This window comes from Stenotrophomonas sp. LARHCG68 (genome assembly GCF_052871705.1).
Genome location: NZ_JBIXJV010000006.1, coordinates 102,463 through 125,232, shown reverse-complemented (window position 1 = coordinate 125,232; position 22,770 = coordinate 102,463). Strand labels below are relative to the sequence as shown.

The following is a 22,770-nucleotide window of genomic DNA, read 5'->3' as shown; positions in this document are numbered from 1 at the left end:
TCCGGGCATGAGTACACGCAGGCAGTTCCTGCAGACATCACTGCTGTTGGGGGCCGCCGGTGCGGCACCGGGGTTGCTGGCCAATGCGCCCGCCGCGACCGGTGCACGGGTGGTATCGACCTGGGATTTCGGCGTGGGTGCCAACCAGGCGGCGTGGAAGGTGCTGGCCGCCGGTGGCAGCGCGCTGGACGCCGTGGAAGCCGGGGCACGCTGGGCCGAGAGCGATCTGTGCAACCCCACGGTCGGGCGGTGCGGCAACCCCGATCGCGATGGCGTGCTGACCCTGGACGCCAGCATCATGAACGGTGATGGCCGCTGTGGTTCGGTGGCCGCGCTGGCCGATATCGGCCACCCGATCTCGGTCGCCCGCGCGGTGATGGAGAAGACGCCGCACGTGATGCTGGTGGGCGAGGGGGCGCAGCAGTTCGCCGTGCAGCAGGGTTTCCCGAAGCAGAACCTGCTCACCGCCGAGGCCGAACGGGCGTGGCGCGAGTGGCTCAAGACCGAGCACTACGCCCCGCAGATCAACGCCGAGCGCCGCGGCCTGCCCGGTGACAAAAACAACCACGACACGCTGGGCATGCTGGCCATCGATGCCAACGGACAGATGGCCGGTGCCTGCACCACCAGTGGCATGGCCTTCAAGATGCACGGCCGGGTCGGCGACAGCCCGATCATCGGTGCAGGGTTGTATGTCGACAATGAAGTCGGTGCAGCAACCGCCTCGGGCATGGGCGAGGAGATGATCCGCAACGCGGCCTCGTTCCTGGTGGTGGAGCTGATGCGCCAGGGGTTGTCGCCGGCCGAGGCGTGCTGTGAAGCGATCGCACGCGTGGTGCGCAAGCGCCCGGAGGCCAGCCGCACCCTGCAGGTCTGCTTCCTGGCGCTCAACCGCAATGGTGAAGTCGGTGCCTACGCGCTGCACCGCGGCTTCGTCTACGCGGTCTGCGACGCCAAGCGCCAGGATGCACTGCTGGACTCGGACGCGGTCTACACGAGCACGCAGGCGTGAGCCCATCGCGCCTGCTGGAGATCGCCTGCAATTCGGCCGCCTCGGCGCTGGCGGCGCAGCAGGGTGGGGCGGACCGCGTCGAGCTGTTCGAAAACCTGGAACAGGGCGGTACCACACCGTCGTACGGCACACTCGCCGTCGCGCGCGACCGCCTGCAAATTCCGCTCTACGTGCTGGTACGCCCACGGCCGGGGGATTTCCATTACGGGCCGGTGGAAGCGGAGATCATGCTGCGTGACATCGCCGCGTGCCGGCAGCTTGGTTGCGACGGTGTCGTGATCGGTGCGCTGGACGCCGATGGCGGCATCGACCTGCCGCTGTGCCGGGAGCTGGTCAACGCGGCCGGACCGATGGGGGTCACGTTCCATCGTGCCTTCGACGCGGCGCGTGACTTGCCCGCCGCCCTGGAGCAGGTGGTCGGCCTGGGCTGCGAGCGTGTGCTCAGTTCCGGCGGACAAGCCGGTGCGCAGGCCGGCGTGGCCATGCTGGCGGCGTTGGTGCGCCAGGCCGGTACGCGGCTGTCGGTCATGGCAGGTGCCGGCCTGACCGCTGCGAACATCGGTGCGGTCGCGCGCGAAAGCGGGTGCCGGGAACTGCACGCGTCGGCCAAGGCCGTGCGACGCTCGGCGATGCACGATTACAACCCGGCGCTGGTCGGTTTGGAGCGCGACTGGCTGCAGAGCGACGCGACGCAGGTAGCTGCACTGCGGCAGGCGTTGTCGTCGCTGGATTGAGACAGGGCGCGGGGGATCTACGCGCCTGAGCCATAGCCGCCGCTGCCATGCAGGGCCCGGGCAGCGGCGACGATGACCTCCAGGGCAGCGCCCATCGCGCCGGGCCATCGGTGTCCACGCCGGGTGCGGCGATCCCGTGGACCTACTGCCGGTGACGAGGAGCCAAAGCTGTCTCAATGAGGGCGCGCGGCGCTTCCATGCCGTGCTGGACCGGCCAGACGAATCCGCTATCGATGCATGCGGATTTCGTCCTGCTGTTTCGGCGCGGCCGGGAGTAAAAAGTGCTGAACCCTAGACCTGGTGAAGCGCCATGGACGTGTATGTGCGGCTGTCAGCTGCGCTTGCTGACGATGCGGCCGGATCGGCATGATGCTGCGTCGGCAGGCCCGTGAGCGTTGCATCGCGATGAAGCAGGGCGGCCCGTTGCTGCTGGTCCCCGTGCTGGCCGGTTGCCATGCCGAGGGCAGCCCGAGCCTGGCGATCTTCGGCGCCTACTTCCCCGGCTGGCTGGTGTTGGCCGCCACGGCCATCGTGCTGGGCGTGCTGGCCAGGGCGCTGGTCCTGCGTGCGCTCGGGCCGGGGCGCGTGCCGTTTCCGTTGTGGACGTTCGCGGCCATCGGATTGATTGCAGCTTGCCTGCTCGCATGGGCGGTGGGGCCCTGATGCGCGCCGCCGAAGCCATCGCACCCTCCCCGTGGACACGTCGCGTCGCGCTGCTGTTGATCGTGGTGGCGCTCGTGCTGCTGCTTGGGCTGTTGTATCGCGCGTACCGCCTTCCTTCCACCGACGCGGCGACCCTCGATGCCGAGGTGGTGCACATCGCACCGGAGGTCGGTGGGCGCCTGGTCGAGTTGCGCGTGCAGGAGAACAGTACGGTGGTGCGCGACGAGGTGCTGTTCCGGATCGACGCGGCCCCGTTCGTTCATGCCATTGGCGCCGCCCGCGCCGAACTGGCACTGGCCGAAGCCAATCTGGCGACCCAGCAGCGCGTGGTCGCCAGCCAAGGCGCCACCGCCGCGATTGCCGCGGTGCAGGCCCGCAAGGCGCAGACCGGCACCGGCCTGGCGCGGCGCACGGTGGAACGGCTGCGCCCATTGGCACGCGATGGGTACGTGCCGTGGCAGCAACTCGATCAGGCAGAACTGACCGCCAGCGACGCGCAGCGGACGCTGGAGCAGGCGCGCCGGCAGCAGACGTCGTTGCAACAGGCGGTGGATACCACCGCCGCCGCGCAGGCGGCCGTGGAGGCGCGGCGCGCCGCCCTGGCCGAGGCCGAGCGGGCGTTGCGGCTGACCACCGTACGTGCACCGCATGCCGGACACGTGGCCGGCCTGGACGTGACGACTGGCGAAGTGCTTGCGCCCTCGCAACCCGTGTTCACCCTGATCACCAACGAGCAGTGGTTTGCCAACGGCAATTTTCGCGAGACCGAGCTGCAGCGCATCCCGCTGGGCGCATGTGCGACGGTGTACTCCATGATCGACCGGTCACGCCCGTTGCGGGGCAGGGTGGTCGGGATCGGCGCGGGGGTGCTGGACAGCGCCAAGGTGGATGTTCCGCGCAATGTGCCGTACGTGGAGCGCTCCCTGAACTGGGTGCGGGTCGCCCAGCGCTTCCCGGTGCGGGTGGCGCTGCAGGACCCACCGGCGGGGCTGATGCGGCTGGGAGCCAGCGCCGTCATCGAGATCGGCCATGGCAATGCCTGCCGCTGAACCGGCGCTTGGTCGCTTCCTGCCACGGCTGCGCGACATCGTCGCGCCCCGGCCCGGCCGTACCGCATTCGCTTTGCGGATCGCGCTGATCTGTACGTTGACCGTGCTGGTCGCCGAGATCAATGGCATCCCGGAGATCGCGCTGGCCGCCTATGTCGTGTTCTTCATGAACGATGCGGACCGCACCCGCAGTGTCCTGGCCGCGACGCTGTTCCTGTTGCTGACCAACGTACTGATCGGCACGTTGATCCTGGTCGCCGGGCAGGTGCTGGATTGGCCGCCGTTGCGGTTGCTGGCGATGGTGGGCTTCTCGGTGGTGCTGCTGTTCCTGGCCTCGGCCAGCCGGCTCAAGCCGCTGGCGCCGATCATCGCGATGATCCTGGTCTACGCCTTGGATGCCATCGGCCGTTTGCCCGGCGCGGAGCTGGCGACGCGTGCCTTGCTCTACGCCTGGTTGCTGATCGCACTGCCCAGTGCGGTGACCCTGGTGGTCAACCTGTTGATCGGGCCGGCGCCGGTGCCGTTGGCCCGGCAAGGGATGGCGACGGCGCTACGCGACACCGCGAAACTGTTGCGTCAATCAAACCCCGACACCCGAGCATGCCTGCAGGCCCAGCGTGGCCAGGGATCCGCGGCGGTGCTGGCGTTGCTGCATGTTGCCGGCCTGGGCAAGGAGGCCCCGCTTGGCACGCTGGCGGCCTTGCGTGCGGCGGCCAGCACGACCGAGGCCCTGCTGATGCTGGGCCTGGCCATCGATGCACGCGAGGGCGTTCCCGATGCCTGGAAGCACGGCGCCGCCGAAAGGCTCGACGGGATGGCCGCGATCCTCGCTGCCGGCAGCCATCCCGTCGACATCACTGCGGTTGCCTTCGATGCGCAGTGCGCCAGCACGCCGGTGGCGCTGCTGCAGGACTTCAATGCCTTGCTCGTGCAGTTCGCGACCGATGCATCGGACGGCGCCAACGCACCACCCGCAGCATCGCCCGGCTTCCTCGCCGCCGATGCGTGGACCAACCCCGCGCATGTACGCCACGCCCTGAAGGTGACCACCGCGGCGATGCTGTGCTACCTGTTCTATTCGGCCACGGAGTGGCAGGGCATCCATACCAGCCTGATCACCTGCTACATGGTCGCGTTGGGCAGCACGGCGGAAACCACCGAGAAACTGCTGCTGCGCATCACCGGCGCCGTGGCCGGTGCGATCGTCGGCCTGGCGTTGATCGTCTGGGTACTGCCCGGGCTGGATGACATCGGTGGGTTGCTGGCGCTGGTTGCCGGTGCGGCCTTCGTCGGTGGCTGGATCGTTGCCAGTGGGCCGCGGGTCGGCTACATCGGCTTCCAGTTCAGTTTTGCCGTCTTTCTGTGCGTGATCCAGGGCACCGCACCCGCGTTCGACCTGGCGGTGGCGCGCGATCGCATTGTCGGCATCCTGATCGGCAATGCGGTGGTCTACCTGATGTTCGCCCACGTCTGGCCGGTCAGCATCGCCGGCACCATTGATTCCGCCAGCGCCGCACTGCTGCGGCAGTTGGTACGGCTGGCGCGGATGCCTGCCGGCATCGCGCGACTGAAAGCACTGGCCGCTGTGCGCGCGCAGGCGCAGGCCATTGCCCACCAGCTGGAGGTGGCGGGGCTTGAACCTCGCCGGTTGCGCAAGCCCTCAGCATGGTTCACGAAACACGGGCAGGTGTTGCGGGAAGCCGCCGCAGCCGAACAGCACCTGCTGCTCGAACCGGCCGCTGCGGAGACGTGCGTCCAACAGCTGCAGCAGTTGGCTGACACGCTGGATCACTCGCCCTCCGACGACGCCGTCGATACGCCGGGAGCCGCGCGTCATGCGAATTGAGGCCTGCCTCCTGCCGTTGTTGCTGTCCGCGTGTGCCAGTACGGGGATCGACCGTGCACCGTCGCAACCGGATCGCCCGTGGGTGCCGCACACGGATGCGGACGGAGGCTTGTCGGTACGGCCGACCGACGCTGCCGTGCAGCAGCACGGCTTCACCTTGCCGGCCAATCCGTCGGTCGACCTGCCCGGGGGCGCAGCACCGGTGACAGGCAAGCGCTATGCATTGGCCGACTTGATCGATCTGGCCCAGGAATTGAACCCGGAGACCCGCATTGCCTGGAACCAGGCCCGTGATGCCGCCCTGGCCGCCGGCATTGCACGCAGTGCCTACCTGCCACGTCTCACCGCAAGCGTACTGGCCGGCGCGCAATCCGAGCATGGCGGCAGTGCCGCACTTGGACAGTCGATCGACCCGCGCAATCGCGCCAATGGCTCGTTGGCGGTACTCTCCCTGCAATGGCTGCTGTTTGACTTCGGCCAGCGTGAGGCGCTGGTGACGATGGCCGACCAGCACACGGTGATTGCCAACATCCAGTTCACCCAGGCCCACCAGCGGCTGATCCATGCGGTGAGCCTGGCGTTCCTTCGTCATGCCACCGCCCGCACACGTATGGATGCGACGACGGCCGCGCAAGCCGATGCCAAGGGCCTGCTGGCCGCCGCACAGGCGCGCCTGCAGCATGGGCAGGGCACGGTGATGGACGTAGCGCAGGCACGGCAGCAGGTCGCGCAGGCCGCCTTGGCACAGGTCGCGGCGCAGGGCGAGCAGGAAGAGGCGTATCAGCAGTTGCTGGCCACCATCGGTATTTCGCCGTTGGCCACGCTGGAGATCGCCGATGCGCCAGCCCGTCCGGTGTCGCACGTGGACGAGGCGCTGCTCGATGACGTGGTGCGCAGCGCGCTGCAACGACGGCCGGACGTGTTGGCCGCCGTCGCGGCGCAGCAGGCGGCCAGTGCCGGCGTTCGCGCGGCCCGTGCCGACTTCCTGCCGCGGTTGTTCGTTTCGGCCTCCGGCTCGCGCAGCAATGGCGACATGGACATCTCCGCCGTGCCGTCGGTGGGCGAGCAGGCCCCGACGGTCAACCTCTCCAGCCATCGTTGGAGCAGCAGCCTGCTGCTCGGCGTGAGCGTGCCGTTGTACAGCGGTGGTGAACGAAACGCGCGGCTCGCACAGGCACGCAACCGCGCCGCAATGGCGGCGGACAGTCTGGACCGGGTGAAGCTGGATGCCGTTGCCGAGATCGTTGCTGCCCACTCGCGGTTGCGTACACGCCTGCAGGCGACACACGCGGCGCAGGCGCTGCTGGAGGCATCACAACTGGCCCATGACGCCGCCAGCGCAGCCTACCAACGCGGCGTTGGCAGCCTGACCGACGTGCTTGCCGCGGACCGCCAGCTGCTGCAGGCCCGCATCTCCGTGGCCGATGCCGATGGCGCCGCCCGCGCGGCATCGGTCGACCTCGCGCTGGCCTGCGGGAACCTGGGCACGGCACCGGGGCAGGGGGATTGAGTACTTATTCGTGACGCGTCACGTTATTTGCCGCGATACGTCCCCGGGTGCCGGGCAGGTCAAGGGCTCAGACCACCAGTGACAGCAGCAGGATAAAGCCCAGCCCGATCACCGACAGCAGGGTTTCCATCACCGTCCAGGTCTTGAACGTCTCGGTCACGCTCATGTTGAAGTACTGCTTGACCATCCAGAAACCGGCATCGTTGACGTGCGACAGGATCACCGAGCCGGCGCCGGTCGCCAGGACGAGCAGTTCCCGATTGACGCCTGGCACGCGTTCGATCACCGGCACCACGATGCCCGCGCCGGTGATGGTGGCCACCGTCGCCGAACCGGTCGCGATGCGGATCAGGGCGGCCACCAGCCAGGCCAGCACGATCGGCGAGATCCGCGCCTGCACGGCCAGATGCCCGATCACGTCACCCACGCCGCTGTTCACCAGCATCTGCTTGAAGCCGCCGCCGGCACCGATGACCATCACGATGGCCGCGGTCGGTGCCAGGCTCTTCTCCAGCAGGCCGAGGATCTGCCTGGCGTCGCGCCCGCGGGCATGGCCGAAGGTGTAGAGCGACAACAGCAACGCCAGCAGCAGTGCAGTGATCGGGTGCCCGATCAGGTCCAGCCACGCACGCACCGCGTGGCCATCGGGCAGCACCACGTCGGCGCCGGTCTTGAGCAGCATCAGGGCCACCGGCAGCAGCACGGTGAGGAGAGTGATGCCGAAGCCGGGCAGGGAGCCCGCCTCCGGTTCGCGGACGACGTGCGCCAACAGGTCTTCCGACGCGTGGCCGGGGATGCGCTTGGCAATCCAACTGCCATACAGGGGCCCGGCGATGGCCGCGGTGGGCAGCGCCACCAGCAGGCCGTAGAAGATGGTGGTGCCGATGTCGGCACCAAACACGCCGATGGCCATCAATGGGCCCGGGTGGGGCGGCACCAGTCCATGCACGGCCGATAGGCCGGCAAGCAGCGGGATACCGACCTTGACCAACGCCACGCCGCTGCGGCGGGCGACGATGAACACCAACGGGATCAGCAGGATGAAACCGATCTCGAAGAACAACGGAATGCCGACCAGGAAGGCGGCCAGCATCATTGCCCAGTGCACGCGTTGCTTGCCGAACGCGCGGATCAGGGTCTCGGCGATCTGATCGGCGCCGCCGGAATCGGCCATCATCTTGCCGAGCATGGTGCCCAGCGCCAGCACCACGCCGACGAAACCGAGCACCCCGCCAAAGCCCTCCTGGAAGGAACTGACGATGGTGGCCACCGGCATGCCCGCACTGAGCCCCAGGAACCCGGCAGCGATGATCAGGGCAACGAAAGGATGCAGCTTCAGCCGCGTGATCAGCAGGATCAGGCCGATGATGGTGACCACCGCATCCAACAACAGATAGGTCTCGTGCGACATACCGGGCATGCAAGTTCCAGGCGGCAAGGGCGCAGGAGGCGCCGGGGATGGGATAGCGCTATCTTCGGTGATCGACCGGACGTGCTGCGATCAACGGGGATGCCGTCGCCACCAGAGGTCGGCGGCTTCAGCGAGTTCGTCCACCGGGCAGGTGGCGTCCAGGCGCAGGGTCAGGGGTTCGTCCAGCGGCGGCTCGAGCGTTGCGAATTGGCTGTCGACCAGGCTCGCCGGCATGAAATGGCCCGGCCGGTGGGTCACGCGCTCGGCGGCAGCTTCGCGGCTCAGTTCCAGGAACACCACGCCGAGCGCCGGTACCGCCAGGCGCAAACGGTCCCTATAACTCCGCTTCAGCGCCGAACAGGTCAGTACTGGCTTCAAACCGGCAGCAGCTGCCTGCCGCAGCTGGTCGGCCAGGGTGTCCAGCCATCCGGCGCGGTCCGCGTCGGTGAGCGGGATGCCGGCCCGCATCCTGGCGATGTTGGCGGGCGGGTGGAAAGCATCACCCTCGATGGCAAATGCACCGTCGCGCAGGCAAAGCGCACGGCTCACGCTGGACTTCCCACAGCCGGAAACGCCCATGATCAGCAGGGCATCGATGCCGGAATGACTGCCATCCTGTTTCGAGATAGCGCTGTCTTCTGAGGTTGAAGCCATTGGCACCACGGGCATTGCTCCGGTTTCATGTCACTTCAGGGAGGGCATCAGCCGCTGGAAGGCCGAGCCGGGCAATAAGGGCAGGCACCGACCACTCCGCTGTAATTGCCCGGCATTCAAGACAGCGCTACCTTAGACACAGTCTTTTCGCTTGGCAAACTGTCTGATGACGGCCGGGAACAGTGACAGGAAACACCGCAGGACTTCCCGGGCTACCGGCCGCGTCACGCTGGACCAGGTAGCCCGCCATGCCGGCGTCAGCCCGATCACCGCATCACGTGCACTACGCGACGTGGCCTCGGTCGCGCCCGACCTGAGCGACCGGGTACGTCAGGCAGCCGATGCACTCGGTTACGTGGCCAACCCGGCCGCCCGTGCCCTGGCCTCGCAGCAGAGCCAGAACGTCGTCGTGCTGGTGCCTTCGCTGGGCAACCAGTTGTTCATCGACATGCTGGAAGCCATCCACGCCGTCATGCAGCCGCACGGCCTGGAAGTGCTGATCGGCAACCATCACTACGACCGCGACGAAGAAGAGAAGCTGCTGCGCAACTACCTTTCCTACCAACCGCGCGGCCTGCTGCTCACCGGCTTCGATCGCACCGAGTCCACTCGTCGCCTGGTCGAGGCCAGCGCTGTGCCCTGTGTCTACATGATGGATCTGGATCCGGGGGCCGGGCTGCATTGCGTGGGTTTTTCGCAGGTGAGGGCAGGGGAGACGGCGGCCCGGCACCTGTTGCAGCGCGGGCGCAAGCGCCTGGCCTACGTGGGCGCGCAGTTGGACCAGCGCACCCTGCTGCGTGGCGAAGGCTACCGTCGCGCCCTGCAGCAGGCTGGTTGCTACGACCCTTCGCTGGAAGTGCTGACCCCGCGTTCCTCGTCGGTCGGGCTGGGCGGCGAGTTGTTCGGCCAACTGCTGGCCAATCATCCCGACGTGGACGCGATCTTCTTCGGCAACGACGACCTGGCGCAGGGCGCATTGCTCGAGGCGCTGCGCAAGGGCATTCGCGTTCCGGAACAGGTCGCCGTACTGGGATTCAACGACCTGCCCAGTTCGGAGTTCATGGTTCCGCGGCTGTCCAGCATCCGCACGCCGCGCAAGGCCATCGGCAGGCATGCGGCCGAGCGGTTGCTCGACCTGATCCACGGCAGGATGGTCGACGTACCCATGCTGGATCTGGGATTCGAACTGATGGAGCGGGAAAGCAGCTGACCTGCCCGCGATGACTGATCGCATTGAGGACGCGTTGGCTTCCGCAAAGGGACGATTCCGCGATCAAGGCTTGGCACGATCAGGCTGGCCCAATGATCATTTAAGTGACTTGTCACTTAAATGATCCGTAGAGGGCGGGCAATGATTGGCCGATGACGAGGAAGTAGGCCGGCAGCCAGCAGCTAGGCAATTAACGTGATTCGTCACTAAATTACCAGATCAGCAGCGTTCGCCAGGCACGTTCTCCCAGCCGCCCGGGATCTTCCGGAACGGTATGCCATCGATGCAACGCCACGAAGCGCGCTCCCTGGCGTCCTGTTCGGCGCGTTGGCGCGCGTTCTGGACATCCCGCAGGTGTTCAACCGGATCGTCGGCTGAGACGTCAACGGGCAACGCCGGGGTTGCCGGTGAAATCCGGGCGCTTCCAGCGCGCTCGAACCGCGCATTCCACGCAATCTGGGTATCGATGTGCTGCTTGATCCCGAATGCACCCAGCGCGAGCAGGACAGCCGCGATGAAAAGCAGCCATGGAAAGTTCCAACGCCGAGGCTTGAAATCCGGCCGTTGTCGTTCCATGAACCCACCTGGATTTCATCCTGGGCGGATTGTAAGGGGCAGCGGAGCATGGGGGCTGGGGAGGTCGATGTGATGCGGGAGGTTCCGGGTTTCGTTACGGGCTCTTGGTTGAGTTGTTCTTTACATAATATACAAACCCCGGCGCATTCTCAGTGTAACCATCTGATTTAACAGGGGTTTCAGCATTCGCGAAGGCGCTCAACGGCACAAGGAAAATCGCCGCCGCAGCCAGCCGGGTAAGCATCTTTGACCACAAGGCGCGTTCCGCAGGGGACTGCGCTTTCTCCGCGTGGATGCGTGCCATCCATTCCGGACCGTCCAGCTTTGCCAGCGCGCATAGCTGCGCAATTCGCTCATCCGGAAGCGGGTAATAGTCCTTCCGCCAGCCGCTGACGGTCGCACGCGTCACGCCAAGTTTCTGAGCTAAGGCATTGTCGGAAGGGAGATTTGTTGCCTCGCGTGCACTGTCGAGCAATTGGGCTGCGGCGCTCATGTACGGAAGTCCCTTGACGTTGATGTACGGAACCCACTATACAACCGCCCGTGTACGGGGAACCCCGTACGCACCCGCCCCGGTCTCCCCCTAGAGCCGGGAGCGGGTTTCTAGGGCGAGGGGGTAGGGGAGGGACACATGGACCCGGTCACGCTTGCACGGCGCAATACGCTGGCTTGTCTGCATCACAACCTGAGCGGCTATTGCCGCCACGGCAATGAGGTCATGGCGTCCCTTTTCCGCGACGCCATCCAAGTCCGCTATCAGCTGCTCGCCCTTGGTGAACTGCAAGTCGGTCAGTGGGGGCAGAAGTGAGCATCGTCTCTGCTGACCCGCAGGTAGCGATTGCCGTTGTGGCCTGTGGCCTGGCATTGCTGCTGGTGTGCGTGCTGACCGCGATCGTCGCGTGCCGTGATTACGCCAATGACCTTGATGCCAACCGTGAGCGCCGGCAGGAACGGCTGCTCTCCCTGCACCTGTATGCGTTGACGCTGAAAGAGCAGGTGCACCGTGGCTGACCCGACCTGCTACGTCATCAGCGCCGCCGACTGGAATTCGCTGATGTGGGTGATTGCCATGTTCTGCGTTTTCGGCCCAGTCGTTTGGTGGCTTATCGATCTCGACTGGGGTCGGATCGTCTATGCGGTGCGCGTGCTTCTTCGCCGCCGTCGCCTTCGTGCGATCAGGGAGGCGCGCCGTGGCTGACGGCTCGCGCGATCGTAGTGCTGAGCGCATCGCCGCTGCACGCGAGGCACGCGGTGACACCGGCTTCATCTATCGCGGCACGTTCTGCGACGTCTGCCACTTGCCTCGAAAGATCGCTACCGATGGCATCTGCGACAAGTGCGGCGCGCATCTGCGCGCCATTCGTAGCGAGCGCGCCAACGCCCAGGCATTCGCGGAGTTCGATCAAGCGATAGGGCATATGCAGGCGCTCGATCGCCGCACGGAAATGGCCTCTGAGGCGCTGCACAAGCAGAAGCGCAGTGGCTCTGCTTCGTTGTCTGAGTACTTCGCAGCGGGTCCGGTTGCATTGACGCCAGAGGGCCAGCGCGAAGCGCTGGCCCTTGGGCTTGTCCATTACAAAACAAGTGGACACGACACGCCGAAACAGGGGCGGGTGTCCATAGAAATTGATCGCGATCTGTCGCGCGCACGACGTCTGCGGAAGAACGTCATTACGAGTGCGAGGTTGCATGATGAAGAAGCGAAAGCCACGGGCTTCCGTGGGGCGTGGTACATGCTCACGCTCACCTACCGAGATGGAAGCCGTTGCAGCCCTCGCGACGTTAGCGAGCTTCTTAGGTTCATGCGGCGCTACTTCAATCGCGCTCGAACCCGCGCCCAACGGTTTGTCGGTCAGGTGTTCCGTTATCTCTGGGTGGGCGAACTCACCCTTGCAGGTCGCCCCCACTATCACCTCCTGATCTGGGTGCCGAAAGGCATGTACTTCGGAAAGGTCGATCAGCGTGGTTGGTGGCCGCACGGCATGTCGCAGATGGAGAAGGCGCGCAACGCTGTTGGCTATCTCGCGAAGTACGCGAGCAAGTTCACAAGCCTCGTAGCAGGCAAGTTTCCGAAGGGCTTTCGCACGTCGGGGTGCGGTGGTCTTAACGATGAATCCAAGCGCGAGTTGCGCTGGTGGAAATCTCCCAGTTCCGCCCGGGAGGTGCTCGGCCCTGATGCCGACATTCGCAAAGCAAAGGGCGGTTGGTTCGACAAGCTCACGGGCGAATTTTGGCCCAGTCCGTGGCGCGTGACTTTTTTCGGGGGCCGAACAATAGCGTGGAAGGTGATAGAGCTATGAAAGTACAGGTGATGACTGAAGCGGTTGAAACCCGCTCGTTTCCGGCTCGCGATGGCAAGCCGGCAGTGAATTTTCGCGAGCAGAAAGCAGCCGTGCTGCGCGACGGTGATTTTCCGCTGCCGTTCAAGCTGACGCTGGATGAAGACCAGCAACCGTACAAGCCGGGCACCTACGAGCTGTGCCCCACGTCGCTGGAATCGAACAAGTACGGCGGCCTTGACTTTGGTCGTCGCATTCGCCTGCTCACGCCGTCGCCCGCGCCGGGCCCGGCACCGGGTAAGGCCTAACCCATGGCCCTGTGCGTAGCCCTCGCCCAGGACGGCATGTTGATCCCAACCGGTCAGCCGGTGGGGGAGTGCACGGGCTACGTGCTGTTGTCCAGCAGCGAACACGCTGTTTACGGGCTCATCAATCAAGCGTTCGCGATGCCCACGCCGGAACAGGCAGGGGGTTGGTTCGTCGGCTCTGCCGGCGCGGTCATCGGATGGTTTGTCGTCGCGCGCATCGCCGGCCGCGTGGCGGGTTTCTTCAAGTAGCCGGCATCAACCAGGAGAAGAGCAATGGATTTTTCGGGCATTTTGGACGGCCTGTCGGCCACCACCGCAACCACCGCGATCATCGGCGCCGCCGCACTGATCGCACTGGTCGGCTTCGCCGGCTGGGCGTCGAAGAAGGTGGCTGGTTTCTTCGGTCGCTGATCCACCGGGGGCGGTTCGCCGCCCCCTTTCTTTTTGGGAGGACGTATGGATTTCCAGAGCATCTACGCGAGCGTGGAACCGGCTGTAGCGGCGCTGGCCGTGCTGGGTGCTGCGGCCATCTATGCGCAGATCAGCTTTTTCCTGTGGGCCGCTCCGAAGGTGGCTCGCTTCTTCACCGCGCGCTACGTCAGGGGGAAGCTGTGATCCTTTGCCTGTTCTGCGGATTCCTGGGCATGGCCTGCGGCGTGGCTGCCGTGAAGGGGCTGGATGCATGATTGCGCGCATTCTGTGTGCTGTCCTGCTCGCCGTTGGCTTGATGGCAATTCCTTCGGGAGAGGCCGCGGCCCAGGACTACTCCGCTTGCTATGACCGGCGGCTTTCCGGTAGCCCTGAGGTGTGTCCTGATCAGGGTACGGCGTATCAGCAAGCGCTCGTCCTGGCTAACTACTTCCTGTCTAGCGGTTGTGCCGGAATTGGTGGGTCGAGTTTGAGCATCGGCAATACGTCAGTCGATGAGTCTGGACGCCTCATCCGTATCTACGTAAAGTGGGTCTCCACCGGCGCGAATGTTTGTTCTGCGGATCGCCGTTGGGTCGCGGGCAAGTCGTGCGCGCAGTCGGCGGACATGGTCAACGTTTCGTATCAGACGACAGCGGGGGGGACATGCTCGGGCGGCTGTGAGTACGTGCCTGTGGTGGGTGCAGGAGAGACGTTCCGAAACGTGACGTTGAAAGGGGTCAGCTTCACCCGTGCCTCGCGAATGGCTCCCAATGGTGGGGTGTGCTCCATAGCGGATTACTCGCCACCTTCGACCGGCGGAGAGGATCAGTGCATTGAGGATGGAACTCTCACTCAGTGCGTCAAGAGCGATGGCACCATTTGCACCGGCAAGAACAAGCAGTTCTGTTTCAAGCCGGGGGAGAGCGGAATCAAGACTTCTGGCAATGAGGCCGCGTCCAATATTCCTGAGGGGAAGGATTCAAAACTGCCTCCTGTGCCACCTGCCAATGGTGGTGATTGGGAGAAGATTGCAGACGCTCTAGTCTCGATATCTGAGACGAAGGGCGGCACCACGACCACGAATAACAGCACCATCAATAATTACAACTCCAGCTACGGGAGCTCGGGCAGCGGCGCGTCTGGCAACGGCGCTTCCGGTGAGAGCAACGGCGGTTCGGGCGATGGCTCCGGCAGTGGTTCTGGCGACGGAGAGGGCGGCGGTGATGGGAATGATCCGGGTGGCGCTGGTTCGGGTGTAGGCACGCTGTACGAGGGCACTGGTGACACGGTTGCCGGCGTGTTTGACCAGTTCAAGGCCCGCGTGGGCAATTCACCGTTGATCGCTGCAACGCGGGATTTCTTTACGGTGCACGGCGGTGGTTCGTGCCCGGTGTTCACGGTTCCTGCTTCCACGTATTGGGAGTCGATGACCTATGACGGTCATTGCTCCGGCGACTTCCTTGCAGCGCTTAAGTCCATTGGCTGGGTGCTGATGGCTATCGCCGCGCTCGCGGCGGCTTACTGGGCACTGTCATGATTCCGATGCATGCAGGGTGGCTGACCGATATCACCAACTGGCTGCGCGAGCTGGTAGAGAAGTTCTGGCAGGCGTTGGAGAAATTCGGCAATGACCTGGTGGTGATCGCGATCGCCAAGGTGCTGGAAGTGGTTGCGCTGGCGTTTGAGTCGCTGCCGGTGCCGGAGTTCATGAGCCAGTACAACATCGGCACGCTCCTGGGCAACGCCGGCCCAACGGTCGGTTGGTTCGTGGAGACGTTCAAGATTTCGGAGTGTATGGCGATTCTCGCCGGGGGCGCGGTGTTCAAGATCACGCGCAAGATCGTTACGTTCGGGAAGTGGTGAGATGCTCGTATTCAACGAAGGCGTGCCGCGCGCCGGCAAGAGCTACGACGCGGTAAAGAGCCATATTCTGCCCAGCCTGAAGAAGGGCCGCAGGGTGTTTGCAAGGCTCAATGGGCTGGATAAGCCCAAGATCGCTGAGTACCTGAAAATGCCGCTGGCGGACGTGGACGCGCTGCTCACGCTGGTGGATACCAAGGATGTGCGGACCATGTTCGCCTGTGTCCAGGACGACACGGGAAAATGGTGTATCCCCGATGAGTTCAAAGACGCATTGGTCGTGATCGATGAGGTCCACGAGTTCTACGTCAATGAGCGCTTGCCGCTGCCGGCACCCATCGAGAATTTTTGGGCGCTGCTGGGCCAGAACGGCGGCGACGCCGTCATCATGACCCAGTGGATCAACCGGGTGCATCAGGCCATCCGGGCTCGCATCGAGCGCAAGAACGTGTTCCAGAAGCTGACCGCGATCGGCTTCAAGAACAAGTACCGCGTCAGCTACTTCCACACCACCAGCCCGGGCAAGTACGAGCGGGTGGGTGGCAAGACTGAAAAGTACGATCCGGCAATCTATCCGCTCTATCACGGGTACGCGCCGGGCTCGGAGAACACCGAGGTCTACGAGGAAGGCGCTACCAACGTGTGGTTGGCGATGCTGCCCAGGGCGGCGATGTTCGGCATTGCCGGCTTGGTCGGTGCGTACTTCTTCCTGAGCTTTTTTTTTGACTTCGGGAAGGGCAAGAAGGAGGAGCCCGCTGCGGCCGCCGCGCAGGCGCAGGCTGAGCCGGTACAAGTCTTTGATGAGAACGGCCAGTACGTGCGCACTGAGGGGCAGGGCGGGGTGGTCGCTGCCGGTGCCAACGCCGTCGAGAAGGTGAAGCCGGATCCTTACGCCGATTTGTCAGCCGAGCAGCGTTACGTGGCCGAGCTGGCTGACAAGGGCCGTGTGCGGCTCGCCAGCCGTGCGGAGATCGGCGAGCGTACCCGTGGCTGGGTGGAGTGGGTGGCGAACGATGGGGAGACGCTGGAATCGCTGGAGGTGGCCGCTGTGGAGGCGCTGGGCTACAGCGTCACCTGGACGATCTACGGCGTGCGCATGTCGGCGGGTAAGCATGTGATCGTTGCCACGCCTTGGCCGCGGGAGATTCGCGTCCGCGAGACCGAGCAGCGGCTCTACAACCTGAGCCCAAGCGGCGGCGCCGCTGGCATTGCGAGCGTAGCGAGTGAGGCCGGCGGTGCTGCTGCGCCGGGTGCAGTGATTGGATACACGGCGGGGAAGCGGGCGGACGTCTTCCCACGTAGCCCGCAGGCCACGATCAGCGGCTACACGCCGCCTACCTCATCCCTTTAAGTGACACGTCACTAAATTATCCCTGAGCCACCATTGGTTATCATCGTGCCCACGTCACCATGGAGCGGGCGATGTACAGGGGATTTTTCGTTTTCACGCTGCTGGCGGTTGCCGGCAGTGTTTCCGCGCAGCAGCAGGTCTACAAGTGCGTTAATGGCAAGCAAGTGTCGTATCAAAGCGATCCTTGTCCAGGGCAAGCGGTAAAGGCGTGGGATGCCACGCCTGAGCCCGTCAGGCCTTATGTCGATCCTCGTTTTGAGCAACGGGCGCAGCCGGAAATGGCCGTATCCATGCCGTCGCGGCGTAGCACGTCGGCACCGGGCGGCCATTCGATTTCCATTGCGCGTGATCGCGATCGATGCGAACAAGCGAGGGCTGGTCGTGCTGCGGCCTATCAGCGTGCTGGTGTGAGCCGGGGGTTTGAGTTGTCGAGCTACTGGGATAACCGTGTCCAGGACGCCTGCAAGTAGCCGGGGTGTAGGGGCATAGCCCCTACGGATACGCTTCACGCCTTACGCGCGTGCAGAACGTTTCAGCGCCGGTAGCATCGGGACCACTGGGCATGGTTCCGCGTTGTGACGCACACCACCTTGCAAACCGCGCTTTTCCTGATCCAGCAGCCGGCGGTATTCCTGGGCAAGTGCAGCGGTCAGCCCGAGCCACGCAAGGTCTTCTGGCAGCAGCTCGCGGCCTTCGGGCGTTACGAGACGGCCACGCTTGAACGAAAAACCGGCCCAAGGGCCGGTTAGTTTGCGATCACGCATGTTGCAGACTCCATGTCCGGGGCCGTCGTCGCAGCAGGAGCCGTGCCACCAGCGCCCGAACAATCCGAACATAATATACATTATGCGAAATGGCATCTTGAGGCGGCTCCGCTGGGTCTGGCTCTGGATCACTTCCTGCGTGCTGTTCACCGCAGAAAACTTAGGGCACTTCGAGCAGAAAAGCTGAGCAACCGACGCAGATGTTTTCGAACAGTTATGTACAGACGTAGACATCTACGGTGCGCGATGAACTATTTTGCCTTTGCCTTCCTAGGGACTGGAAGCTTACGTTTACCACGCAAAGCCGCCTCGATAGCCGCAGGAATCTTGGTCAATTGTTCCTCTAGAACCTGGGATCTCGATCGTTGCCGGTCCATCTCTGTCGCCGCTTCAGTCGCTGCTTTCTGGGCTGCATTCAAAGCACTGGTAAGTGATTGTTCGGTTGTAGTGCGAAGCTTCTCTGCAGAAGCCAATTTGGCCTGCAGCTCTTTGATCTGCTGGCGGGCTTGGTCGATTTCCCTTGCCGCACGATTTTCGACAGATCTGGCATGTTCCATCAGGCTCCCGCGCTCAGATCTGGCCAGTTCCTGAAGCTCCTGTAGTCGGGCTTCCAAGATCCGCCTCGCAGACTCAACTTGCTCCAGTCGCTTATCCCCGGAAGCACGTTGTTGGGCCACCTCCGTGATCTGCGACTGAAGCTGGTCCACGAGTTGCCGAAGCTCCGCCACCTGGGTCAGTGCCAGGCGCTCTGACTGGGCCGAGGCAGTTGCTTTGGCATGGAGCTCGGAAGCCTCCTCGGCAAAGGTCTGCTGTTGCACCCGCAGCTCGTCGTACTCGGCGGCAAGCGTCTGCCTGGCATCAGTGAGCTCCTCGAGAATCGACTCGCGGGCATGTTCCAGCGCCAGTGCCCACCACTGCCCTGCTAACTCGGCCAAGACCGTCGGGGCGTCCTTCAAATCTGGCCGCTTCGGCTGCAGCCGGAGGCCCAGATTTTTCCACCAGGTCTCGAGCCAGCGCGTCACAGTGTTCGGCGAGCCGGTACCCAGATGGGCACGGATGCGCTCCACCGTGGGCCGCTCGCCGTTGGCCACCAGTTCGTCGGCGGCGGTGTGCACATCGGATTCGGTGATGCCGCGGGCCATGAGACGTCTCCTGTATCGGCGCCCTACTCTGTTGATCCTGTACTAGCGATAAGTGATGATTATCGTGGGTATAACATCTATTTCGTAGTATACATTACATAGTATGAAATATAATTCTACGATTCCCGTACTCGCCGCGACGGCTACCTGCTTAGCGCTGCCCGAACAGCTGGCCCGCCAAGCCGCCGACGCGGTCCGCGAACTGCTGGCAGAAGCTGCGGCCGAGAACACCACCCGCAGCTACACCAGTGCCCTGCGCTACTGGGCCGGCTGGCATGCCGCGCGTTATGGGATCGAGCTGAGCTTGCCGGTATCCGAAGCCACCGTGCTGCAATTTGTGGTCGACCACGTGCAGCGCCGCTCGGCCGAGGGCGACTTGGCGTGGGAACTGCCAGCAGCCGTCGACCAGGCCCTGGTGGCTGCTGGCCTCAAGGCCAAGCTCGGTCCGTGGACCTTGGCCACCGTGCGCCATCGCGTTGCCGTGCTGTCCACCGCCACCGACTCAAGCAAGTGCCCAATCCCTGCGAGCAGCCGGCGATCCGCACCGTGCTCAGTCGTGCCGCGCGGGCGGCCGTCAAACGCGGCGAACGGCCGCGTAAGAAGACCGCCATCACCTTGCCCGAACTAGAGGCGATGCTGGCCACCTGCGACGACAGTCTGGAAGGCCTTCGTGACCGCGCCCTGCTCTGCTTCGGGTTTGCCAGCGGTGGCCGTCGGCGCAGCGAGATTGCTGCCGCCGACCTGCGCGACCTCCGCCGCATCGGCGAGGCGGGCTATATCTACCGGCTGGAGCACAGTAAGACCCAGCAGGCGGGCGTCACCGCCACCTCGACGCCGGACAAGCCGCTGCTGGATCGGGCCGCGTTGGCACTGCAGGACTGGTTGGAGGCATCAGACGTCAGCGAGGGGGCTATTTTCCGGCGGCTGTGGAAACAGCACGTGGGCCCTGCCCTGTCCCCGGCCGCCGTCGGCGAAATCGTGCAACGACGGGCACGCCTTGCCGGGCTGGAGGGAGATTTTGGCGGGCACAGCCTGAGGTCGGGGTTCGTGACCGAAGCCAGCCGCCAAGGGGTGGCGCTGCCGGCCATCATGCAACTGACCGAGCACCGGTCGGTATCTAGTGTTGTGGGGTATTTTCAAGCAGGCGTCGCTACTAGTAACCCGGCGGCACGGCTGCTAGAAGATTGATTGCTCAGCAGTTTCTGCAAAAGGCAGAATGCGGGGGGGCCAGCACGGCCAAGAGAAGCGCAATTCCGGCGAGCGGCTACGGAAGGGTCAGGGTAATCATGCTGCGTTCCTTTGATTGAGCCGGCGCAGAGTCACGTCCAGCGCGGCGAGTAGGCCCGTGTTGATCGGCCGGGTCAGAAGCGTCTGGATCACCACCGAATGGCCATGACTCGGAACGATGCATGGAGCGCTTTCCAGGGGCCGGCTAACGGCATGTCGGGCGGGTACGATGACAGAAATCCAACGTGGAAGAACTATGGATATTCGAGGGAAGCAAATTGGCGGATGGGATGCGGTACGAGTGCGGGATGCGCTGCGCGCATTTCTGGATATCGAGACGGTTTTTAGCTTCGAAGGCGGGCAGCTGAGGTGGGATCGTAAGACCGTGAAAGCCGATTTTCTCGCGCAACAGCTGGGTGTGGGGGTGCAACAGGTCGAGGATCTGCTCAATATCCTAATTGCCGACAACTACATCGATGAAGACAAACGGACGCCGACGGAGATGGGCATGGCGCTGGCACATGCTGAAGACCGGAACAGGTTGCCTTTGAGCGAAGCGCACTCGCTCCTCGATCAGTTTCTGGCCGTTGTAAGCCGCGTCAATGCGCGGCCCGGCCTTCGCATGACGATCGACCGCGTCTACGTGTTTGGTAGCTACCACGCCGGCGCCAACACGGTAGGCGACGTCGATCTGCTGATAGAAATGCCAGTCCCTGAAACAGCTGAGGACTTCGACGAGCGCGATACCGTCAGTAAAGAGATCCTGATTTCGGAGTACCTGAGCTTTCACGAAGAAGTCGATGCCGTTGCTGGGCAAGCCGAAAAACGACTGATCTACGAACGAAGCAAAGTAAGCCTACCTCCTGACGGGCTGGAGGATCGTCTGGAATCCTTTACCGGTGCAGACGTGGCGCGATGACTGCACCACCCATGCGAGTCCCGTTCTGCCTTGCTCACCCAGACAATGTCGAAGCCATAGCGCACACGTGAGTTGCGCATCCCATCTAGATGACGTCTCCCGCGCAAAGGCATCATTTGTAAGTTCGCCCGGCTTGTGAATCAGAAGATTTCAGGATCACCTGCCTCCGCGTAGCACATCAACCGACGCATCTCGCGCAGCGACGGAGAGCCGTCGCCACGCGGACGCAAGCTCTTTGGCCAGACATTGCGCCTGCCGCTGCCGGACGCCGCGGTGGTGCAGTTCGTCGTCGACCACCTCGAACGCGACACTGCCGCCGGCGTGCCCTGGGAGCTGCCGCCCGCGCTGGCCCAGGCGTTTGCTGGGCGCGGCCGGCCTGACCGAGGGGGCGCTGTTACGGCGGGTGCGGGGCGATCAGATGGGCGCGGCGCTAAGCGATAGTGCCATTGCCCTGACTATCCAACGCCGTAAGGCGCTGGATTGGCTAGAGGGGGACTTCGGCGGACACAGCCTGCGCTCGAGCTTCATTACCGAGGGGCTCCGCCAGGGCATCGCCCTGCCCGCGCTGATAGCGATGACCGACCATCGCTCCGTAGCCGGCGTGGCGGGGTACTACCAAGGCGGACGTGTGGCAGGTAATCCGGCGGCGCGGCTGCTCGGTGCGGGGGGAGTTCGCGAGGACATGCTCCGTGGGGGTAGCCCTTGATTCTGCAGTGGTCGTCACAACATTGAACCTCAGCTATCCGCTTTCCGGCCCGCGCTCTTCGTAGATCAGTCGCAGCGCCTGCGACAACGTGTCAGCAAGCTAATAGTGGGGATGTCGTACTACCACCTTACCTGTTTGCCGGGCGGTGTGCGCTTGGCTTGGAGATGGATGCATGGGAACGCAGCACGTAGGTCACAGGGAACTTGTCACATTTGCCGAAGATAGGGTCAATCTGCCGCGCGAGATGGCCAATACGCTGCGCGCGCAGGCTCGTGGTCTCCGGGAACGCTTGGAGACCTATCTGGGAGAGCACCCGGATTTCACACTGAGAAAGATGATCCTCTCAGGAAGCTTGGCCAAGGGCACTGCCCTGCGCTCGCTCAACGATATCGATGTGGCCTGCTACATCAGCGGGGCCGATGCCCCCAAGGACATTGGCAGGCTGTTGGAGTACCTGGCCGAGCGCCTCCGGAAGGCCTATCCAAATTTCAAGCCCGAACAGGTCAAGCCCCAGACGTATTCCGTCACGGTCTCGTTCCAAGGTTCTGGGCTGGATGTGGATGTAGTGCCGATCCTCTATGACGGCGATCCTGACTGGTACGGCAATCTGGTCAGCCAGGATGATGGCTCCTTCTTGAAAACCAGCATTCCTCGCCACCTGGAGTTCGCCAAGCGGCGCAAGCAGCTGCAGCCAACTGACTTTGTGCAGGTGGTGCGTTTGGTCAAGTTCTGGGCAAGGCGCATGAAGACGGAGGTTCCCGGCTTTCGCTTCAAGTCCTTCATGATCGAGTTAATTTTGGCAAAACTCTGCGATGAAGGGCGCGATTTCAGTAACTACCCCGAAGCACTACAGCACTTCTTTACTTACGTAGCCCAGAGCGGACTGCGCGAGCAGATTGCGTTCCAAGACTACTACCCGGCATCCCGCATTCCCCCCTTCTCCGAACCTCTGCAGATCATTGACCCGGTTAACGAGGAGAACAATGTCTCCAAGTTGTACCGGCGTGCGCAAGTCGATGCGATTATCGAGGCGGCATTGGACGCAGGCGATGCCATTGATGCGGCACTGGCCGCACCTACCAAACAGGAGACCGTGCGTTATTGGCAAAAGGTCTTTGGCTCTTCTTTCCACGCGTGA

Annotated in this window: 27 protein-coding genes and 1 pseudogene; 22 read left to right on the top strand and 6 right to left on the bottom strand. The window is 64.0% G+C overall.

Annotation, left to right across the window (positions count from 1 at the left end; translation table 11 throughout):
• Positions 1-7 precede the first annotated feature (7 nt).
• From ACIPR8_RS17080 to ACIPR8_RS17055, 6 genes are all read left to right on the top strand, one after another.
• Complete coding sequence (locus tag ACIPR8_RS17080; protein WP_446541799.1) at positions 8-1,012, top strand: N(4)-(beta-N-acetylglucosaminyl)-L-asparaginase; 1,005 nt, start codon at positions 8-10, stop codon at positions 1,010-1,012.
• A complete protein-coding gene (locus ACIPR8_RS17075; protein ID WP_446541798.1) occupies positions 1,009-1,746 on the top strand; it encodes a copper homeostasis protein CutC in 738 nt (245 codons plus the stop codon). The genes ACIPR8_RS17080 and ACIPR8_RS17075 overlap by 4 nt, the downstream gene beginning before the upstream one ends.
• Before the next feature lie 366 nt (positions 1,747-2,112).
• Positions 2,113-2,409 (top strand): hypothetical protein, encoded by a 297-nt coding sequence (locus ACIPR8_RS17070; RefSeq protein ID WP_446541797.1) that lies wholly within the window; start codon positions 2,113-2,115, stop codon positions 2,407-2,409.
• Positions 2,409-3,458, top strand: coding sequence for a multidrug transporter subunit MdtN (gene mdtN, locus ACIPR8_RS17065; protein ID WP_446541796.1), 1,050 nt, complete (start codon positions 2,409-2,411; stop codon positions 3,456-3,458). Before ACIPR8_RS17070 ends, mdtN begins: the two co-directional genes overlap by 1 nt.
• Complete coding sequence (locus tag ACIPR8_RS17060; protein WP_446541795.1) at positions 3,439-5,304, top strand: FUSC family protein; 1,866 nt, start codon at positions 3,439-3,441, stop codon at positions 5,302-5,304. Before mdtN ends, ACIPR8_RS17060 begins: the two co-directional genes overlap by 20 nt.
• A gap of 109 nt (positions 5,305-5,413) precedes the next feature.
• A complete protein-coding gene (locus ACIPR8_RS17055) occupies positions 5,414-6,814 on the top strand; it encodes a TolC family protein (protein WP_446541794.1) in 1,401 nt (466 codons plus the stop codon).
• Between the two features lie 67 nt (positions 6,815-6,881).
• On the opposite strand, the gene ACIPR8_RS17050 is transcribed toward ACIPR8_RS17055, so the two are convergent.
• Positions 6,882-8,234 (bottom strand): GntP family permease, encoded by a 1,353-nt coding sequence (locus ACIPR8_RS17050; RefSeq protein ID WP_446541793.1) that lies wholly within the window; start codon positions 8,232-8,234, stop codon positions 6,882-6,884.
• A gap of 81 nt (positions 8,235-8,315) precedes the next feature.
• The gene (locus ACIPR8_RS17045) at positions 8,316-8,894 is read right to left on the bottom strand and encodes a gluconokinase (RefSeq protein WP_446541792.1); all 579 of its coding nucleotides are present in this window, start codon (positions 8,892-8,894) and stop codon (positions 8,316-8,318) included.
• A 151-nt stretch (positions 8,895-9,045) separates the two neighbouring features.
• Here ACIPR8_RS17045 and ACIPR8_RS17040 point away from each other — a divergent pair, with 151 nt between their 5' ends.
• Positions 9,046-10,089, top strand: a complete 1,044-nt coding sequence (locus ACIPR8_RS17040; RefSeq protein WP_446541791.1) for a LacI family DNA-binding transcriptional regulator — start codon at positions 9,046-9,048, stop codon at positions 10,087-10,089.
• Between the two features lie 219 nt (positions 10,090-10,308).
• Here the strand turns inward: ACIPR8_RS17040 and ACIPR8_RS17035 are convergent, their stop codons facing one another.
• Both ACIPR8_RS17035 and ACIPR8_RS17030 read right to left on the bottom strand, forming a co-directional pair.
• Positions 10,309-10,665 carry a hypothetical protein gene (locus ACIPR8_RS17035; protein WP_446541790.1) on the bottom strand — a complete coding sequence of 119 codons (357 nt, stop codon included), beginning with the start codon at positions 10,663-10,665 and terminating at the stop codon, positions 10,309-10,311.
• A gap of 94 nt (positions 10,666-10,759) precedes the next feature.
• Positions 10,760-11,158, bottom strand: a complete 399-nt coding sequence (locus tag ACIPR8_RS17030) for a DUF3693 domain-containing protein (protein WP_446541789.1) — start codon at positions 11,156-11,158, stop codon at positions 10,760-10,762.
• 138 nt (positions 11,159-11,296) lie between these two features.
• Between ACIPR8_RS17030 and ACIPR8_RS17025 the strand changes: the two genes are divergently transcribed.
• From ACIPR8_RS17025 to ACIPR8_RS16970, 12 genes are all read left to right on the top strand, one after another.
• On the top strand, positions 11,297-11,473 hold the full coding sequence (locus ACIPR8_RS17025; RefSeq protein ID WP_446541788.1) for a hypothetical protein: 177 nt from the start codon (positions 11,297-11,299) through the stop codon (positions 11,471-11,473).
• Positions 11,470-11,676, top strand: coding sequence for a hypothetical protein (locus tag ACIPR8_RS17020; RefSeq protein ID WP_446541787.1), 207 nt, complete (start codon positions 11,470-11,472; stop codon positions 11,674-11,676). Before ACIPR8_RS17025 ends, ACIPR8_RS17020 begins: the two co-directional genes overlap by 4 nt.
• On the top strand, positions 11,669-11,863 hold the full coding sequence (locus tag ACIPR8_RS17015) for a hypothetical protein (RefSeq protein ID WP_446541786.1): 195 nt from the start codon (positions 11,669-11,671) through the stop codon (positions 11,861-11,863). The genes ACIPR8_RS17020 and ACIPR8_RS17015 overlap by 8 nt, the downstream gene beginning before the upstream one ends.
• 160 nt (positions 11,864-12,023) lie before the next feature.
• Positions 12,024-12,965 carry a rolling circle replication-associated protein gene (locus ACIPR8_RS17010; RefSeq protein ID WP_446541850.1) on the top strand — a complete coding sequence of 314 codons (942 nt, stop codon included), beginning with the start codon at positions 12,024-12,026 and terminating at the stop codon, positions 12,963-12,965.
• A complete protein-coding gene (locus ACIPR8_RS17005) occupies positions 12,962-13,252 on the top strand; it encodes a single-stranded DNA-binding protein (RefSeq protein ID WP_446541785.1) in 291 nt (96 codons plus the stop codon). The genes ACIPR8_RS17010 and ACIPR8_RS17005 overlap by 4 nt, the downstream gene beginning before the upstream one ends.
• A gap of 3 nt (positions 13,253-13,255) precedes the next feature.
• Complete coding sequence (locus ACIPR8_RS17000; RefSeq protein WP_446541784.1) at positions 13,256-13,501, top strand: hypothetical protein; 246 nt, start codon at positions 13,256-13,258, stop codon at positions 13,499-13,501.
• Positions 13,502-13,525: 24 nt separating this feature from the next.
• Positions 13,526-13,663, top strand: a complete 138-nt coding sequence (locus ACIPR8_RS16995; RefSeq protein WP_446541783.1) for a capsid protein — start codon at positions 13,526-13,528, stop codon at positions 13,661-13,663.
• Positions 13,664-13,708: 45 nt separating this feature from the next.
• Positions 13,709-13,867: a capsid protein gene (locus ACIPR8_RS16990; protein ID WP_446541782.1), complete on the top strand. Its 159-nt coding sequence runs from the start codon at positions 13,709-13,711 to the stop codon at positions 13,865-13,867.
• A gap of 67 nt (positions 13,868-13,934) precedes the next feature.
• A complete protein-coding gene (locus tag ACIPR8_RS16985) occupies positions 13,935-15,200 on the top strand; it encodes a hypothetical protein (protein WP_446541781.1) in 1,266 nt (421 codons plus the stop codon).
• On the top strand, positions 15,197-15,526 hold the full coding sequence (locus tag ACIPR8_RS16980) for a phage coat protein (RefSeq protein ID WP_446541780.1): 330 nt from the start codon (positions 15,197-15,199) through the stop codon (positions 15,524-15,526). The genes ACIPR8_RS16985 and ACIPR8_RS16980 overlap by 4 nt, the downstream gene beginning before the upstream one ends.
• A 1-nt stretch (position 15,527) precedes the next feature.
• Positions 15,528-16,874, top strand: coding sequence for a zonular occludens toxin domain-containing protein (locus ACIPR8_RS16975; protein ID WP_446541779.1), 1,347 nt, complete (start codon positions 15,528-15,530; stop codon positions 16,872-16,874).
• Between the two features lie 71 nt (positions 16,875-16,945).
• Positions 16,946-17,344 carry a DUF4124 domain-containing protein gene (locus ACIPR8_RS16970; protein WP_446541778.1) on the top strand — a complete coding sequence of 133 codons (399 nt, stop codon included), beginning with the start codon at positions 16,946-16,948 and terminating at the stop codon, positions 17,342-17,344.
• A 42-nt stretch (positions 17,345-17,386) separates the two neighbouring features.
• On the opposite strand, the gene ACIPR8_RS16965 is transcribed toward ACIPR8_RS16970, so the two are convergent.
• Both ACIPR8_RS16965 and ACIPR8_RS16960 read right to left on the bottom strand, forming a co-directional pair.
• Positions 17,387-17,638, bottom strand: coding sequence for a DUF3653 domain-containing protein (locus ACIPR8_RS16965; RefSeq protein ID WP_446541777.1), 252 nt, complete (start codon positions 17,636-17,638; stop codon positions 17,387-17,389).
• Positions 17,639-17,889: 251 nt separating this feature from the next.
• Positions 17,890-18,780 (bottom strand): DNA-binding protein, encoded by an 891-nt coding sequence (locus ACIPR8_RS16960; protein WP_446541776.1) that lies wholly within the window; start codon positions 18,778-18,780, stop codon positions 17,890-17,892.
• A 103-nt stretch (positions 18,781-18,883) separates the two neighbouring features.
• Between ACIPR8_RS16960 and ACIPR8_RS16955 the strand changes: the two are divergent.
• The 3 genes and pseudogenes from ACIPR8_RS16955 (at position 18,884) to ACIPR8_RS16945 (ending at position 22,770) form a co-directional block, all read left to right on the top strand.
• Positions 18,884-19,968: pseudogene (locus ACIPR8_RS16955) on the top strand (site-specific integrase).
• A 295-nt stretch (positions 19,969-20,263) separates the two neighbouring features.
• A complete protein-coding gene (locus tag ACIPR8_RS16950; protein WP_446541775.1) occupies positions 20,264-20,926 on the top strand; it encodes a hypothetical protein in 663 nt (220 codons plus the stop codon).
• Positions 20,927-21,804: 878 nt separating this feature from the next.
• Positions 21,805-22,770 carry a CBASS oligonucleotide cyclase gene (locus ACIPR8_RS16945; RefSeq protein ID WP_446541774.1) on the top strand — a complete coding sequence of 322 codons (966 nt, stop codon included), beginning with the start codon at positions 21,805-21,807 and terminating at the stop codon, positions 22,768-22,770.